The 14,747-nt window shown below is 70.8% G+C and carries 13 protein-coding genes; 7 read left to right on the top strand and 6 right to left on the bottom strand.

Translation table 11 applies throughout. The features are described 5' to 3' along the window. Nucleotides 1-44: 44 nt before the first annotated feature. The 5 genes from BLV96_RS13010 to BLV96_RS12990 all read right to left on the bottom strand — a co-directional run bounded on the left by BLV96_RS13010 (nucleotide 45) and on the right by BLV96_RS12990 (nucleotide 5,493). On the bottom strand, nucleotides 45-1,667 hold the full coding sequence (locus BLV96_RS13010; RefSeq protein WP_091389121.1) for a phospholipase C: 1,623 nt from the start codon (nucleotides 1,665-1,667) through the stop codon (nucleotides 45-47). 32 nt (nucleotides 1,668-1,699) lie between these two features. Then, complete coding sequence (locus tag BLV96_RS13005; protein WP_208608243.1) at nucleotides 1,700-2,851, bottom strand: Dyp-type peroxidase; 1,152 nt, start codon at nucleotides 2,849-2,851, stop codon at nucleotides 1,700-1,702. A gap of 71 nt (nucleotides 2,852-2,922) precedes the next feature. Beyond that, nucleotides 2,923-4,077, bottom strand: a complete 1,155-nt coding sequence (locus tag BLV96_RS13000; protein WP_086684724.1) for an imelysin family protein — start codon at nucleotides 4,075-4,077, stop codon at nucleotides 2,923-2,925. A 202-nt stretch (nucleotides 4,078-4,279) separates the two neighbouring features. Then, complete coding sequence (locus BLV96_RS12995) at nucleotides 4,280-5,062, bottom strand: ArsR/SmtB family transcription factor (protein WP_086684722.1); 783 nt, start codon at nucleotides 5,060-5,062, stop codon at nucleotides 4,280-4,282. A 77-nt stretch (nucleotides 5,063-5,139) separates the two neighbouring features. Continuing rightward, a complete protein-coding gene (locus BLV96_RS12990) occupies nucleotides 5,140-5,493 on the bottom strand; it encodes a hypothetical protein (protein ID WP_244180202.1) in 354 nt (117 codons plus the stop codon). Between the two features lie 13 nt (nucleotides 5,494-5,506). Between BLV96_RS12990 and BLV96_RS50300 the strand changes: the two genes are divergently transcribed. From BLV96_RS50300 to BLV96_RS50650, 3 genes are read left to right on the top strand one after another with little or no spacing between them, the layout of a single operon-like run. Continuing rightward, entirely contained in the window at nucleotides 5,507-6,040 is a 534-nt protein-coding gene (locus tag BLV96_RS50300; RefSeq protein WP_208608225.1) for a hypothetical protein, read from the top strand. 40 nt (nucleotides 6,041-6,080) lie between these two features. Then, entirely contained in the window at nucleotides 6,081-6,872 is a 792-nt protein-coding gene (locus BLV96_RS12980; RefSeq protein ID WP_086677390.1) for a hypothetical protein, read from the top strand. Further along, the gene (locus BLV96_RS50650; RefSeq protein WP_244180201.1) at nucleotides 6,869-9,061 is read left to right on the top strand and encodes a serine/threonine-protein kinase; all 2,193 of its coding nucleotides are present in this window, start codon (nucleotides 6,869-6,871) and stop codon (nucleotides 9,059-9,061) included. The genes BLV96_RS12980 and BLV96_RS50650 overlap by 4 nt, the downstream gene beginning before the upstream one ends. On the opposite strand, the gene BLV96_RS12965 is transcribed toward BLV96_RS50650, so the two are convergent. Further along, nucleotides 9,039-9,461: a hypothetical protein gene (locus BLV96_RS12965; RefSeq protein WP_086677392.1), complete on the bottom strand. Its 423-nt coding sequence runs from the start codon at nucleotides 9,459-9,461 to the stop codon at nucleotides 9,039-9,041. The genes BLV96_RS50650 and BLV96_RS12965 overlap by 23 nt on opposite strands. A gap of 283 nt (nucleotides 9,462-9,744) precedes the next feature. On the opposite strand from BLV96_RS12965, the gene BLV96_RS12960 reads away from it, so the two are divergent. From BLV96_RS12960 to BLV96_RS12945, 4 genes are all read left to right on the top strand, one after another. Further along, nucleotides 9,745-10,296, top strand: a complete 552-nt coding sequence (locus tag BLV96_RS12960) for an AAA family ATPase (protein WP_086677394.1) — start codon at nucleotides 9,745-9,747, stop codon at nucleotides 10,294-10,296. 621 nt (nucleotides 10,297-10,917) lie between these two features. Beyond that, the gene (locus tag BLV96_RS12955; RefSeq protein ID WP_086677396.1) at nucleotides 10,918-12,684 is read left to right on the top strand and encodes a chitinase; all 1,767 of its coding nucleotides are present in this window, start codon (nucleotides 10,918-10,920) and stop codon (nucleotides 12,682-12,684) included. A gap of 43 nt (nucleotides 12,685-12,727) precedes the next feature. Further along, nucleotides 12,728-13,465 (top strand): IclR family transcriptional regulator, encoded by a 738-nt coding sequence (locus BLV96_RS12950; RefSeq protein WP_086677398.1) that lies wholly within the window; start codon nucleotides 12,728-12,730, stop codon nucleotides 13,463-13,465. A gap of 73 nt (nucleotides 13,466-13,538) precedes the next feature. Beyond that, nucleotides 13,539-14,690, top strand: coding sequence for a 4-hydroxybenzoate 3-monooxygenase (locus BLV96_RS12945; RefSeq protein WP_086677400.1), 1,152 nt, complete (start codon nucleotides 13,539-13,541; stop codon nucleotides 14,688-14,690). Nucleotides 14,691-14,747 lie beyond the last annotated feature (57 nt).

Below are 14,747 nucleotides of genomic sequence, written 5' to 3'. Positions count from 1 at the left end.
CGGGCCCGTGGCGGAGTCGCCACGGGCCCGTCCTCCACTGTGGACTAGCTGTGCACGACCGCCCCGGTCTTCGGGTCGAGCGTGACCTTCTTCGCTTCCGGCCACCAGAAATCGAACATCCCGTTCATCGACCCCGCGCGGGTGTCGAAGGACGAGTCGCCGACCCGGCCGGTGAACCAGTTGTCCTCGATGAACTTCAGCACCGAGGTCTGGTCCGTCTGCGTGTGGTCGACGTGGTTCACCTTGCTGTACGGCGAAATCACCAGCAGCGGCAGCCGCGGGCCGTAGCCGCAGCGGTCGGCGTACGTGCCCACCTTCGTCGGCTTGCCCGTGCACACCGCCTGGTCCTGCGAAGCGTCGTGCGAGCCGTTGACGATCTGCGACGACACGTGGTCGTACCAGCCGTCGGAGTCGTCGTACGCCAGCACGATCGCCGTCGACTTCCACTCCGGGGACTGCTGGATCTTGTTGATCTCACCGACCACGAACTGCTGCTCGTCCAGCGGGTCCGAGTAGCCCGCGTGACCGTCCTGGTACTCCGGGGCCTTCAGGAAGCTCACCGCGGGCATCGAGCCGGCCGTCAACGCAGCGTCGAAATCGGAGATGTCGTACTGGTGGTTCGCGCGGTCGGTCTGGCCGATCGCCCGCACCGACGACGGCGCGAGGTGCTTCGGGTTCGCCGTCGACGGGTAGTACTGGAACGGCTCGTGGTGCGGGCTGTAGTCGACCGCCGCGTTGCCGCCGACGTTGGTGTGCGTCTGGCCGCAGACCGCGTACCCGTTGGCTTCGCCGGTGGGGCGGAAACCGCCCTGGAACCAGCCCCACGTCACGTGGCGCTGGTTGAGCAGGTCACCGACGTTGCGGCCGTGCATGGTGGCCAGGTTGTCCTTGCTCGTGTGGTTCTTGTCCGAGCAGTCGTCCCACGCCGGGTCCGGGTCGTTGATCATCGTGCCGACGCCGTTCGCGTCCGGCGACTGCACCGCGTAGGCGTCGCTGACCGGTTCGTGCGTCACCGGGTCGACGGCCTGGACGCCGTGGGTGTTGCCCGAGATCAGGTCGATCGCACCCGGGCTGGACGGGCCGAACACCGTGTTGAACGAGTTGTCGTTCAGCGCGTAGTGCTGCGCGTAGTTCCACATGCCGGTGACGGTGTTGCCGTCGTAGTAGTCCATCACCAGGCCGGGCTCGCCGAACAGCACCGGCTGACCGGTGCACTTGTCCGTCTCGGTCTTCTCGACGAACTTGTCCATCTTGCCGCCGTTGAACGCGGCCTGCTCGGCGCCGTAGTTGTGGTTCTGGTCGCAGGTCAGCGCCTGCTCGTGCGTCAGCCGCTTCGGGTTGTACGCGTTCGGGTTGTTCGTCAGCAGCTTCTTGTCGAGGCCGTTGACCTTCGGGGTGTTGCGCGCGGCCTGGAACGGGGTGCCGTCCGTGTTGGCCGCGTTCGGGTAGGTGCCGAAGTAGTGGTCGAACGAGATGTTCTCGCCGAAGATGACCACGACGTGCTTGATCGGCGTGGCCGTGGGGATCCAGTGGGCCGGGAAGACGTTCAGCGGCTGGGCGTCCGCGGTGGTCGCCGCGGAGCCGGTGACGACGGCCAGCGCGGCCACCGAGGCGAGGGCCCCGGCGCCGAGCAGGCCGCGCCGTCGCCGGCGGGTTCTCTTGTCCACAGTGGATGTTCCTTTCGTGGTGGGATCGCCAGTCAGGCGAGCAAAGCGCGGCCGAAGTGGTCGTCCGGCCCGGTGACGCCCGGCAGCGCGAAGAAGTAGCCGCCGCCGAACGGGGAGATGTAGTCGGTCAGGGGTTCGTCGGCCAGCCGCGTCTGGACCGCTTCGAACTGGCGCTCCAGGTCCTGCTGGTAGCAGACGAAGACCAGGCCCATGTCGAGGTTGCCGTTGCTGTCCAGGCCGCGGTCGTAGTTCACCGCGCGGCGCAGGATCCGGCTCGAGTCCGTCTCCGGCGTGCGGGGGTTGGCCTTGCGGATGTGGCTGGTCAGCGGGATGACGGTGCCGATCGGGTCGTCGGCGTAGCGCGGGACGTCGGTTTCCTCGGTGCCGTCGAGCGGGGCGCCGGTGTCGCGGCGGCGGCCGAACATGTTCTCCTGCTCGGCCAGCGAAACGCGGTCCCAGAACTCGACGAGCATCCGGATCAGCCGGACCACCTGGTAGCTGCCGCCGGCGGTCCAGGCGGGATCACCGGGTGTCCACACAAGACGGTCGAAGTCGGTTTCTTCCGGGTTGGCGGTGCCGTCCTTGAAGCCCATCAGGTTCCGCGGCGTCCCGGCCGGCCGCGGCGGCGAGCTGAAGCCGTTGATCTTCCAGCGCGGCTGCATGCCCCCGCGGGTCGCCCGGGCGATGTCGCGCAGGGCGTGCAGCACGGTGTCGGTGGAGTTCGCCGACAGCGTGAGGCTGAGGTCGCCGTGGCACTGGGCGGGGTCGAGGGCGTCGTTCGGGAACGTCGTCATCGGCTTCAGCTTGGCGGGCTTGAGTTTCGCGAGGCCGAAGCGGTCGTCGAAGAGCGAGGCGCCGACCCCGAGGACGACGCCCAGGTCGCCACCGGGCACGACGGGACCGAGCACCCCGGAGTCGGCGGGCGGCGCGGTGATGCCGAGCGCGGCGGGCGCCCCGCCCCCGGTGAGGAACCGCGCCCGCTCGGTGACGGCGCGGAAGAGGTCGGCGAGCTCGGCTTTCGACTCGGCGACGACGTCGAAGGAGGCGACGATGGTCTGGGTGGGCGGCTTCCGCAGGATGGCGGCTTGGTGGGGGCCGTGGAAGGGCACGGGCGCGGTGCTGTCGGTGACGGCGGCGGAAGCGCCCAGCCCCGCCCCGGCGGCAACGGTGAGGCCGGCGCCCATGGCGGCGCGCCGCAGGAAGGAGCGGCGCGGCAGCCCGGTGGGGTGGGGGACGGGACAGCGAGACTGGTCGGTCACGAGACCCTCCTCGGCTCGGCGATCGCGGCGATCGGCGCCAGCAACTCCGTCAACTCGCCCACATCCGCGTTCAGCTTCTGCCTTTCCTTCTGCGGCAGCTGCGCCAGCGGCGTCCAGCTCCCGTCCGGCCGGTGCGCCGCGTCCAAAAGGGACTGAGTCCGGGTCAGCCAGCGGTCCACCTTGGACAGATCCGGGTACCGGGGCGCGAGCAGCGGGCGGAGCACGTCCAGCACCGCGCGCGTGCCGTCGAGGTTGGCGCGGGCCGTGGCCAGGTTGGTGCCGCTGCCGTAGTCCGTGCGGCCCGTCAGCTCGAACTGCAGCGTGTTCTCCACGATCTCGTGCGCGCGCAGGCCGAGGTCGTTGCCGTCGACCTGGCTGTCGCCGAAGGACGCCTGCAGCGCGTGGGCGTCGGTGTCCAGCTGGTCGGCCGCCGCGCCCAGCGCGCCCAGGTCCTCGCCGTGCCAAAGGCCCTGCTCCAGGCGGTGGAAACCGGTGAACCCCGCGTCGGATGTGCCGTCCGGGAGGCCGTCGGCGGTGCCGTTGATGGCGCCGTCGGAGTCGCCGAACGCATCGTACGCCGCGCCCAGGCGCTCGTAGGTCAGGTGGGCCGTCAGCCAGGCGGCTTCGCTCGCCGCGCGGTCACCGCCGTGGACCGCGTTCTTCAGCGCGCCCGTGTTCGCGACCAGCTCGCCCAGGCCCGTCGTGACGTGCTGCTGGTACTGCTTGAGCGGCCCGAGCAGGTCGTTGTGCGTCACCGGCGCGACGCCCGGGCCGGTCCGCTCGGCACCCCCGCTGACCTGCACGGCCGGCCCGACGATCGCGCTCGCGTCCTCGGGCAGGCAGCGGAACGCGTAGCTGCCGTTGCCGAGGTTGACCTGCAGCGGCCGGGTGGTCGCCGGGCCGAGGCCCTCGACCTCGCCGTAGATCACGCCGGTCGCCGGGTCGATCAGGTCGACCTCGGCGGTCACCGACCCCGTGTTGTGCAGGCGGAACGTCTGCGGCCCCGGCTTCGGGTCCGCCCAGCCGGTGCCGCACGCCGAGCGCGACACCGCGATTTCGGGGTCACCGGCCGCCGCGCTGTCCGGCCAGAACGCCACGACGGCGCCCGCGGCGGCCACGACCACCGCCGCCACTACCCAGCGGGTACGCACTGACCCCGGCACGCCTGCTCCCGTCACTCGATCGGACCATCACCGGTCACGGATTATGCGAGCCTATCGCCCGGAAAACCGCATCGGATGCCGTCGAGAGGAGGGAATTCACCGGGACTTCAGCCGGGCGCCCACGAAAGGGGGAGGAATCAGACGATTGTGTGTGTCAGATCTGTCTGGTTGGACTGGTTGGTCCGATTGGTCACGCTGCGGGTAGCGGAGAACCGGTCTCCAGCAGCGTCTTCAGGCTGGAGAGCAGCGCGGGCCAGCCCTGGCTGCACATCGCCAGGACCGTGCTGCCGGGCTCGAAACCGTCGTGCAGGACCGTCAGCTTCACGGTTTCCCCCTGCGGTTCCAGGGTGAACGTGACCTTCGAACGGCCTTCCTGCTGCAATTTGGCGAGGGTTTCGGCGTCGATCCCGTTTCCGTCCGCCCATTCCTGGGTGAACGTGTGCCAGGTGTAGGAAAGGCGGCGGTAGGGGTCCGCTTCGAGGACGACCTGCTCGGGGTGACTCGTTTTCACGCCGCTTTCCGCCCAGATCATCGGCGAGCCCTTTTTCCAGTCGGTTTCGAAAGCGACGCCCCAGTACTGACGCGTGAACGCCGGCTTGGTAAGCGCTTGCCAGAGCTTTTCCGGGGTGGTGCTGATGTAGCTGGTGTACGCGAATTCGTTCATCGGTTCGGACTCCAAAGCTCGTTTCAGATCGGCGAGTGCGCCCGCCCGCCGCCGGTCGAAGCGGGTCATCCAGCGCTCGGCGATCGCGTTGATCGGCGCGGTGTCGAGGTGGTGCAGCTTTTCGCGGCCGCGCCAGGTCGTCGTGACCAGCCCGGCCGCCTCGAGCACGGCCAGGTGCTTGCTCACCGACTGGCGGGCCATGTCCAGCCCCGCGCACAGTTCGCGCAGGGTCCGGCCGTTGCGCTCGTTGAGCACGTCCAGCAGCCGGCGGCGGCTGGGATCGGCCAGGGCCTTGAACACCTCGTCCATCGCACCCTTTCACAACATGCAGCCGTTCGGCTGCCTATTCACGATAGGCAGCCGAACGGCTGCATGTCAACCGGGGGTCAGCGGAAGCGGATCACCGTGATGCCCGCGAGCACGAAGAACACCAGGACGACGAGGGTGCCGGTCTGCCCGCCGGACGAGCGGGTCACGACCTGGTCGACCGAGCCGGTCAGCCGCACCCCGCACTCGGCGACGACGGTGTGCCGCCCCGCTTCGATCCGCGCGAACTGGACCGGCGCGGTGAAGGCGCCGGAGCTGTCGGTGTAGGCGGAGCCGACTTCGGCGCCGTCGGAGGTGAGGGTGACCATCCGGCCCGGCTCGCAGCCCTTCCCGGACGCGGCCAGCTTGTCGCCGGGTTGGACGCTCGGCCGGTCGAGCACCAGTTCACCGGGCTTGGGCTCGGTGGTGGTCACCGGGGTGCCGGGCGTGGTGGGGGTGGTGGACGTCGGCGGGGTCGTCGTGGTGGTCGGCGGGGTGGTGGTCGTGCTCGGTGGGGTCGTGGTGGTGCCGGGCCGGGTGGGGCGTGTGGTGACCGGCGGTGCTGGTGTCGTGGTGGTCGGTGGCGGGGGTGTCGTGGTGGGGATCCCGGTCACGGTGAAGGTGCCGCTGGCGGTTTCTTTCTGGCTCGTGCAGGTCGCGGTCACGGTGTGCGGGCCCGGAGTCGCGCCGGCGGGCACGGTCGCGGGGAACGAGCCGCTGGTCGCCGGGGCCACCTTCGAACCGAGGGAGGTGCCTTCCCAGGTGAAATTGATGATCCGGCAGACCGCGAAACCGTTCCAGGAAATGGTGAAAGAACTGCCCTTCGGGCCGCTCGACGGTTTCAAGCCAACTGAAGGGGGAACTTGTGCGCTACCCGTGCTCGCCAGCGCGAGCAGAAGTATCGTTCCGGCCACGGCGCCGAAAAACAGCCGAACCACGAATCGCATTGGGACGTCCCTCCCCGGTGTGTGCTCGCTGTAGCATTCCGGACCAGTCGGATAACGCAAGTAGGGGATGCCCAATGGGACGTGTCATCGCGGCGGGGGTTGCGTTGGGTTTGTGCGCCGTCTTGCTCGGCGCGCCACCGGCGTCGGCGGACTCCGGCTCGCTCGACGTGCAGGCTTCGATCGACGGGCGGCCGGTCGTAGACGCGACCGTCCCGGTCGACCCGGCCAAGCAGATCGAGCTGATGGTCGTGGCCACCAACTCGGGCACCGCGCCGGTGAAGGTCCGCAGCGTGCGGCTCTCCGGCGTCGCGCTCGCCCTGACGTTCTTCGCCTACGACACGACGGCACCCTTCGAAGTTCCGGCGCGGGGCTCGATCACCCGGACGTTCGTGCTCGACCTCGGCGACCTCACCGGACAGGCGACGGGGCTGCTGCCGTCGTCGGTCGAGCTGCTCGACGCCCAGCGCGCGACGCTCGGTGAAGCGACGACCGTCGCCGACGTCCAGGGGTCCTTCTGGTCGGTCTACGGCGTCTTCGGCCTGGCGATGCTCGTGCTCACCGTGCTGGCGTGGCTGACCGCGCTGCTCGCGCTGGCCCGGCACCGGCTGGCGCCCAACCGCTGGCGCCGTGGCCTGCGGTTCCTGCCCGCCGGGTTCGGCACCGGCCTGGTCGCGGTGATCACGCTGTCGGTGCTGCGGCTGGTTCCGCCGGAGCCGGCGGTCGAGATCCCGGTGGTGCTCGGCGCCGCGGCGATCGCGTTCCTGCTCGGCTACCTGACGCCGCACCCCGCGCCGCCGCCGGTCGTCACCGACAGTGACACCACGGTCCGGCTGGCGGTCCCGCCGACGCAGGAATTCACCCGATGAGCGCACCGGCCGAGCTGGTCGCCGCCCTGCCGCAGTACGACATCGGGGCGGAGATCGGCGAAGGCGGCATGGGGGTCGTGTTCGCCGGGACGCACCGGACGCTCGGGCGGAACGTCGCGATCAAGCAGCTGCCGTGGGACGTGCTCAACCACGCGGCGAGCAGCGAGCTGTTCGACCGCGAGGCGCGCGTGCTGGCCAGCCTGGACCACCCGCACATCGTGCCGGTGTACGACTACGTCCGCACCGGCCGCGAGCACCTGCTGGTGATGGAGCGCCTCGACGGCGGCACCGTGCACAGCCGGTTCCACGGCGACGGTGTCACCGGCGAGCAGGCGTGCGCGATCGGCCTGGCGATGCTCGCCGGGCTGCACGCGGCGCACCGCGCGGGCGTGCTGCACCTGGACGTCAAGCCGCGCAACTTGCTGTTCACCCTGCAGGGCGTGGTGAAGGTGGCCGACTTCGGCATCGCCCGGGTGATCAGCGAGGGCGCGACCCTGGTCACGCACGGTGGCGAAATCCTCGGCACGCCGGCGTACATCGCCCCGGAGCAGGCGATGGGCAACGCCCTGAGCCCGGCGGCCGACGTGTACGCGGCGGGCACGGTGCTGTACGAGCTGCTGGCGAGGGAGCTGCCGTTCGACAACACGCGCGGCGCGATCAGCATGATGCGCCAGCACATGTTCACCGACCCGAAGCCGATTTCGGGCGTACCGATGCCGATCGCGGGCGTGATCATGCGAGCGCTGGCCCGCGAGCTGGACTCGCGGTACCGAGAGGCGGAGTCGTTCGCGGCGGACCTGGCCGGAGCGGCGACGGCGGTTTACGGGCCGGGGTGGCTGGAGCGGTCCGGAGTGCCGGTGCTGCACTTGACGCCCCGGGTGATCGCGGGGTTGAACTCGGCCACGGTTTCGCCGGGCGAAGAGCTGACGCGGCCGGTGAGAAGGCCAACGGGTCCAAACGCGACACTCGTCGCGACGAGTGGTGGGGTGGCCACGAGCCCCGGCTCGGGTGGCGCTGCGGGTGGCGCAGGCCTGGCAGGGGGCGCCGCGGCCGGCTTCGCCGGCGGGCCTGGCTCGGCAGGAGCCGCGGGCGGCTTCGGACCAGGCTCTGCCAGCGGCACGAGCCTGGCAGACGGTCCCCAGGCCGGCTATGCCAGTGGCCCTGCGGCCGGCGCGGGTTCCGGCTCGGCAGGCGGTCCCCAGGCGGGCTATGCGGGTGGCGCTGCGGCCGGAGCGGGTTCTGGCTCGGCAGGCGGTCTCCAGGCGGGTTATGCGGGTGGCGCTGCGGCCGGAGCCGGTCTGGCCGGCAACCCGGGCGCCGCGGCCGGCTTCGCCGGAGCGGGTTCCGGCTCGGCAGGCGGTCTCCAGGCGGGCTATGCCGGTGGCGGTGCGAGCCCGGCGGGCAGCTCCGGCTCCGCGTCCGGCTTCGGCGGCACCGGCTCCGGCTCGGCCGGTGGCACCCTCGCCCCGGATTCCGACCCTTCCAGCCGCTCCCAGGCCGCCGTCCTCTGGCTCCGCCTGGCCGCCGCTGCCGCCGCCGTCGTTCTCGTCGTCCTCGCGCTGCTCAACCCTGACCGATTGCCGCACGAGGCGTCGCCCACCCTGTTGCTCGGCGACACCCGCGTCACCGCTCCGGTCGAAGTGGACCTCAGCACGCCGCTCGTCCTCGCCGGGGCCGGGAACCCCGGGCGGGTCGCGATCAGCCTGTCCGCCGCCGGGATTCCGCTCGGCTCGGCTGAAACCGTCGCGAAGCCGGCCGGCAACGGCTTCACCGCCGAGCTCACCCTGCCGGCGATCGCGCGGTGGGTGGTCGGCGGGGCGGTCACCGCGACCGTCCAAACCGGACCCGTCACCCAGACCTTCACTCTGCTCACCAGCCAGCACCCGCTGGCCAGCGCGATGGGCGCGGGCAGCCTGATCCTGGCGCTGTTCGCGCTCGCCTACCTCGAATCCGGGCTGCGGACCATCCGCAACGGCCACCGCTGGCGCGGCGCGGCCGTGGGCGGGCCGGTGCTGGGCCTGCTGTTCGGCGCCGTCGCGTGGCTGTGCGTCTGCGTGTTGCGGGTGCACGAGCCGGCGCCGGGGTTCGGCGCCGGGTGCGCCGTCGCGGGTGCGGTCGCGGCGGGGCTCGTGGTCGCGGCGGCGCGGCGCCGCGCGTCCACAGTGGTCAGTCGACCATCCGGACGGTGACGTGCGGGCTGTAGCTCTTGCGCCGGCTCCACCCGGTTTCGGCGCAGAGGCCCAGCTGGATCGCGCGGTCGGCGGGCGCCCAGTAGCCGGTGCGGACGAAGTAGCCCTCCATCGTGTTCAGCGCGCCGAGCCGCTTGCGGGCCGAGCACATCTCCCAGCCCCACTGGCGCCCGGACTTCTCGACGCCGTTACGGCGCACGGACAGGCACGGGTTGCCGACCGCGCGGATGTCGGCGTCACCCTCGGTGACGTAGACGACGCCGTCGATCTTGTAGAACCGGTTGTTGTCGAGCAGGGACACCTGCCCGGAGAGCGTGACGGCGACCCGCCCGCTTTCGTCGCCCGTGAGCGTCCAATCGAGACAGAATTCCTGGACCGGGAGTTCGAGCGACTGGGTCATGACGAGTTCCCCTGTTCTAGGCCGAGCGTCCCTTTCAGAAGATAGGGAAAATCCGGACGCCGGGAAGGGAACGGGAAGATCTTCACCCGAAGCGGTTCCCGGGCGACGAATGCCTTGCCGCGCATGGGTTTTCAGGCGAGTGGGTGACACCGGGCACGGGAGGTGACATCGGCGCGTCTTCCCGGGTGGCGCCGTCCGTACGGTCGGGTTTGCTCCGGGCTTGGTTACGCTCGGTGAGGCAAAGGTAAAGGAACCATTACCTTTGCCGGGGCGTTGACGGGGCATGAGCGAGCCCACGGTCATCGAACTCGGGCCCCGCGACATGCTCGTCGTGGCGGGTCTGCCCGGCGCGGGCAAGACGACGATGCTCCACCACGCCGCGCCCGGCCTGGTGGTGCTGGATTCCGACCAGGTCCGCACGCGGCTGGCGGCGGCGGTGCCATCGGTGCCGTACCGCTGCTACCGGCCGGTCGTCCACGCGTGGCACCGGGCGAGGGTGGTCAGAAGGGCGCTGGCGAGAGGGCCGATCGTGGTCCACGAGCCGTCGACGCGCGCTTCGACCCGCGGGTTGCTGGCCCTGGTGGGAGCGGTGAGCGGCCGCCCGGTGCGGCTGTTGTTCCTGGACGTGACGGCGGCGCAGGCACTGGCGGGCCAGCGCAGCCGGGGGAGAGTGGTGCGGCCGCGGTCGTTCGCCCGGCACGTGCGGCGGGTGCGGCGCTGGCGGGAGGGGTTGCTGGCGGAGCGGGTGCCGGCGGGGTGGAGCAGCGTGCAGGTGATCGACCGGGCCGGTGCGGGCCGGACGCGCCTGGTGGCGAAGTCCCTGGTGGGCTGCTGACGCGGGTACGACGAGCCGCGGAAGACCGGCCGAGCTGCGGCAGATCGCTCGGCGGCGGGTGCCGCGGTTTGGGCCTGCGAGGCTTGCGGGCGCTGGTGGGTCGGTTGCCGGCGCGGCGGCCGGCCGGCTGTCGGGGCAGGAGTGGCCGGAGCCGCGACGGGGATGGCTGGGCGGTGAGCAGGGTGGCGGGGATCGCCAGGTGCGGCGGGCTGGGCTGCGGGTGCTGTGAGGCGAAACTCGGGCTTTTGAGGCGCGAGTTCGGGCAGTGGAGGGCTGTTGAGTGGGGCTTGGCTTGGCGGAGGTCTTCGCGGCGGGCTGCTGGGAGCTGGGGCGGAACCGTGGCGGTTGGCGAGGATCGCGGGGTCGAGCGGTTCGCGTGGCGGCGGGCCGCCGGGGCGCGCGGCGAATCTGTGGCGGCGAGGGCCGCCGGGCGTGGCAGGGCCGACTCTCCGGGCGATCGGGTGCAGCGAGGTTGATCCCGACGGCCGCCGAGACGTGCGGATGAGTTCGAGCCGTCGAGGCGCAGGGTTATCCAGCTGCGCAAGCCTCACCCTCGGTTGGTCTGGACATTTTACATATTGGTCTAGACAATATACCCAGTCTCCCCGACTGGAGGACCCGATGAGGCGTTCCAGACTGTCCGCAATCCTCGCCGCCGCGATACTCGCGCTCTCCGGACTCGCCACCGGAACCGCCGAAGCGGCCAACCTCCTCGCCAACCCCGGCTTCGAAGCCGGCTCCCTCACCGGCTGGACCTGCGCCAACGCCGCCGCCGTCAGCACCCCCACCCACAGCGGCGGTTACGCCCTCGCCGGCACGCCCGTCGGTGCCGATTACGCCCAGTGCTCGCAAACCGTGTCCGTTCAGCCGAACACCACCTACTCCGTCTCGGCCTGGGTGCGCGGGAACCCCGTCTACCTCGGCGTCACCGGTGGACCCTCGACCTGGTCCGGCAACAGCGGCGCCTACAACCAGCTCTCCCTCACCTTCACCACCGGCGCCCAGACCTCCGCCCAGCTCTACCTCCACGGCTGGTACGGCGCCGGCACCTACTACGCCGACGACGTCGTCCTCGACGGCCCCGGTGGCAACACCCCCGGCACGCCCACCACGCCGAGCACTCCCCAGATCACCACCGTCACGGCCAACTCCATCGCCCTGAGCTGGGGCGCGAGCGCCGGGACCGTCACCGGGTACCGCGTCTACGAGGGCAGCACCGTCGTCGCCACGACGACCGGGACCAGCGCCACCGTCGGCGGCCTGAAAGCCTGCGAAACCCACAGCTACGCCGTCGCGGCGTACAACAGTGCCGGCGAATCGCCCAAAACCTCGACCACCAGCGCCACCACCACCGGCTGCGTCGACACCGGCCTGCCCAAGCACGCCCTCATCGGCTACCAGCACGCCAGCTTCGCCAACGGCTCCGGCTACGTCCGGATGGCCGACGTCCCCGCCGCCTGGGACATCATCGACCTCGCCTTCGGCGAACCCACCTCCGTCACCTCCGGGGACATCCGCTTCAACCGCTGCCCGGCCACCGAGTGCCCGAACGTCGAGAGCGACGCCGACTTCACCGCCGCCATCAAGGCCAAGCAGGCGCAGGGCAAGAAGGTCCTCATCTCCATCGGCGGCCAGAACGGCCAGGTCCAGCTGACGACGACCGCCGCGCGGGACAAGTTCGTCAGCTCCGTCTCCGCCATCATCGACAAGTACGGCCTCAACGGACTCGACGTCGACTTCGAGGGCCACTCGCTCTCGCTCAACGCCGGTGACACCGACTTCCGCAACCCGACCACGCCGGTGATCGTCAACCTCATCTCCGCGCTGAAGTCGCTCAAGGCCAAGTACGGCTCGGGGTTCGTCCTGACGATGGCGCCGGAGACGTTCTTCGTGCAGGTCGGCTACCAGTTCTACGGCGGCACCAGCGCCGGTGACGCGCGGACCGGCGCCTACCTGCCCGTCATCCACGCGCTGCGCGACTCGCTCACCGTGCTGCACGTCCAGGACTACAACTCCGGCCCGGTGATGGGGCTCGACAACCAGTACCACAACATGGGCGGCGCCGAGTTCCACATCGCGATGACCGACATGCTCAAAGCCGGCTTCACCGTGGCGAACACCGGCCAGTTCTTCCCCGGCCTGCGCCCCGACCAGATCGCGATCGGCCTGCCCGCCGCGGTCAGCGCCGGCAACGGCTACACCTCGCCGGCCGACGTCCAGACGGCGGTGAACTGCCTGGTCAAGGGCACCGGATGCGGCTCGTACACGCTGCGCGGCGGTACCTCGCCGGCGCTGCGGGGCCTGATGACCTGGTCGATCAACTGGGACAGGTACTACAACTGGGAGTTCCAGAACAGCCACGAGTCGTTCCTGAACTCGCTGCCGTGACGCCGGGCAGTGTGCCCCGCTCAGGTGGGGCACACTGCCTGACGTGGCAAAACGCGACTCCGTGCTGACGCGCATCGTCCGCATCTACGAGACCTTCGGGCCGGACACGCCGGCGCTGCGCGTCACCGACATCGCGCGCCGCGCCGAACTGCACGTCGCCACGGCGTCCCGGCTCGTCGACGAGCTGGTCGGCCACGGCTGGCTGCACCGCGACCCCGATCGGAGGATCCGCGTGGGCGTTCGACTGTGGGAGCTGGCGTCGCGCGCGTCGCCGACGCTGGGGCTGCGCGAGGCCGCGATGCCCTTCATGGAGGACCTGCACGCCGTCGTCGGGCACCACACCCAGCTCGCCGTGCTGGAGGACCGGGAGGTGCTGTTCGTCGAGCGGCTTTCGGCGCCCGGCGCGGTCGTCAACGTGACGCGGGTGGCCGGCCGGCTGCCGCTGCACGCGTCGTCGTCCGGCCTCGTGCTGCTCGCCCACGCCCCCGTCGACCTGCAGGAACAGGTCCTGTCCGGTCCGCTCGAGGCGTTCCGCCGCACGACGTTGACCGACCCGGCGCGGCTGCGGCGGTTCCTCGCCGATGTCCGGCGCAACGGCTACGCGTTCTGCGCCGGCTTCATCGACGAGGAGACGACCGGGATCGCCGTGCCGCTGCGCGGGCGCGGTGACACCGTCGTCGCGGCGCTGTCGGTGATCGTCCCCAACGACCGGAACGCGCGGATGCAGATCCCCGCGCTGCGGGCGGCCGCGCGGGGCATCTCGCGGATGCTCTCTCACTGAATGAGAATGCTCTGGTCGGCGCCGGACCCGCCGGGAGATGCTTTGGGCTCTGTCGCGGGAAAGGACTCCTCCAGTGCGCACCCAGGTCGTCATCGTCGGCGCCGGCCCGGCCGGGCTGCTGCTGTCCCACCTGCTCGGGCTCGACGGCATCGACTCGGTGCTGCTCGAACGCCAGACCGCCGAGTACGTCCAGGCCCGGATCCGCGCGGGCATCCTCGAGGCGGGCACGGTCGAGCTGCTGCGGCAGGTCGGCCTCGGCGACCGGCTCGACGTCGAGGGCATGGAACACCGCGGCATCCACCTGCAGTCGGCGGGGGAGCGCCACCACATCGACTTCACCGACCTCATCGGACGGTCGGTGACGGTCTACGGGCAGACCGAGGTGACCAAGGACCTCATGGTGGCGCGGGAAAAGGCCGGCCGCCAGGCGTATTACTCCACTTCGGACGTCGCCGTGCACGACGTCACCGGCAAGCCGTACGTGACCTTTGTGGACGGTGACGGCAAAGCACGGCGGATCGACGCGGACGTCGTCGTCGGCTGCGACGGGTTCCACGGACCGAGCCGCGCGTCCGTCCCGGAGCCGAAGGTCTGGGAGCGGACCTACCCGTTCGCGTGGCTGGGCGTGCTGGCCGATGTCGCGCCGTCGACGGACGAGCTGATCTACGCCTGGCACCCGGACGGCTTCGCGATGCACAGCATGCGCTCGCCGCGGGTCAGCCGGTTCTACCTGCAGGTGGCGCCGGACGAGGACATCGAGCGGTGGAGCGACGACCGGATCTGGACGGCGCTGTCCGACCGGCTGGGCGTCGACGGCTGGACGCTCGAAACCGGGACGATCACCGAAAAGAGCGTCCTGCCGATGCGCAGCTTCGTGACGACGCCGATGCGGCACGGCAACCTCTACCTGGCCGGGGACGCGGCCCACATCGTGCCGCCGACCGGCGCGAAGGGCCTGAACCTGGCGGTCGCCGACGTCGCCCTGCTGGCCCGCGCCCTGAAGGCGTCTTTCGCCGGCGACGACGAACTCGTCGACGCCTACTCGGAGACGGCGTTGCGACGGGTCTGGCGCTGCACGCACTTCTCGTGGTGGATGACGTCGATGCTGCACCGCCACGGTGACGACTTCGACGCCCAGCTCCAGCTGTCCCAGCTGCGCCGCACGGTCACGTCGACCGCCGCGATGACCGAGCTCGCGGACAACTACGCGGGCCTGCCGCTGTAGTCCTGTCCGGTTCTGACTCTTGACGCCCAGTGCGCCCGCGTCGCACCATACCCGCGT

It is taken from the genome of Amycolatopsis pretoriensis, from assembly GCF_900107925.1.
In the GTDB taxonomy this organism is placed as follows: Bacteria; Actinomycetota; Actinomycetes; order Mycobacteriales; family Pseudonocardiaceae; genus Amycolatopsis; species Amycolatopsis pretoriensis.
The sequence above is the reverse complement of the archived record's forward strand: the minus strand, read 5'-3'. Positions and strand labels throughout refer to the sequence as shown.